Consider the following 230-nt stretch of genomic DNA (forward strand, 5'->3'; position numbering starts at 1 on the left):
GCGTTAGAGAATCCATCCCAAACATCATCGGTAGCATTGTTGTAGAAATTTATCGCAATAGTAGATGCTGCTACTTTAGACCATGTCAATCCATTATCCATGGTCATCTCCATCCATACTTGGTCTGAATCTGATTCTGTTCTGAACAATGCATCAAATATGATCTCAAACTCATCTGTTCCATTAAACATTGACAAGTCAAAACATGGTGTTTCGATGTACGACAGTTC

General features: G+C 38.3%; 1 protein-coding gene. It reads right to left on the reverse strand.

The genetic code is table 11. The features are described 5' to 3' along the window. Window positions 1-230, reverse strand: a 230-nt coding sequence (locus GQN54_RS11750) for a hypothetical protein (protein WP_160633746.1), incomplete at both ends; no start/stop codon positions are given.

The organism is Acidiluteibacter ferrifornacis (genome assembly GCF_009909615.1).
Taxonomy (GTDB): Bacteria; Bacteroidota; Bacteroidia; order Flavobacteriales_E; family Vicingaceae; genus Acidiluteibacter; species Acidiluteibacter ferrifornacis.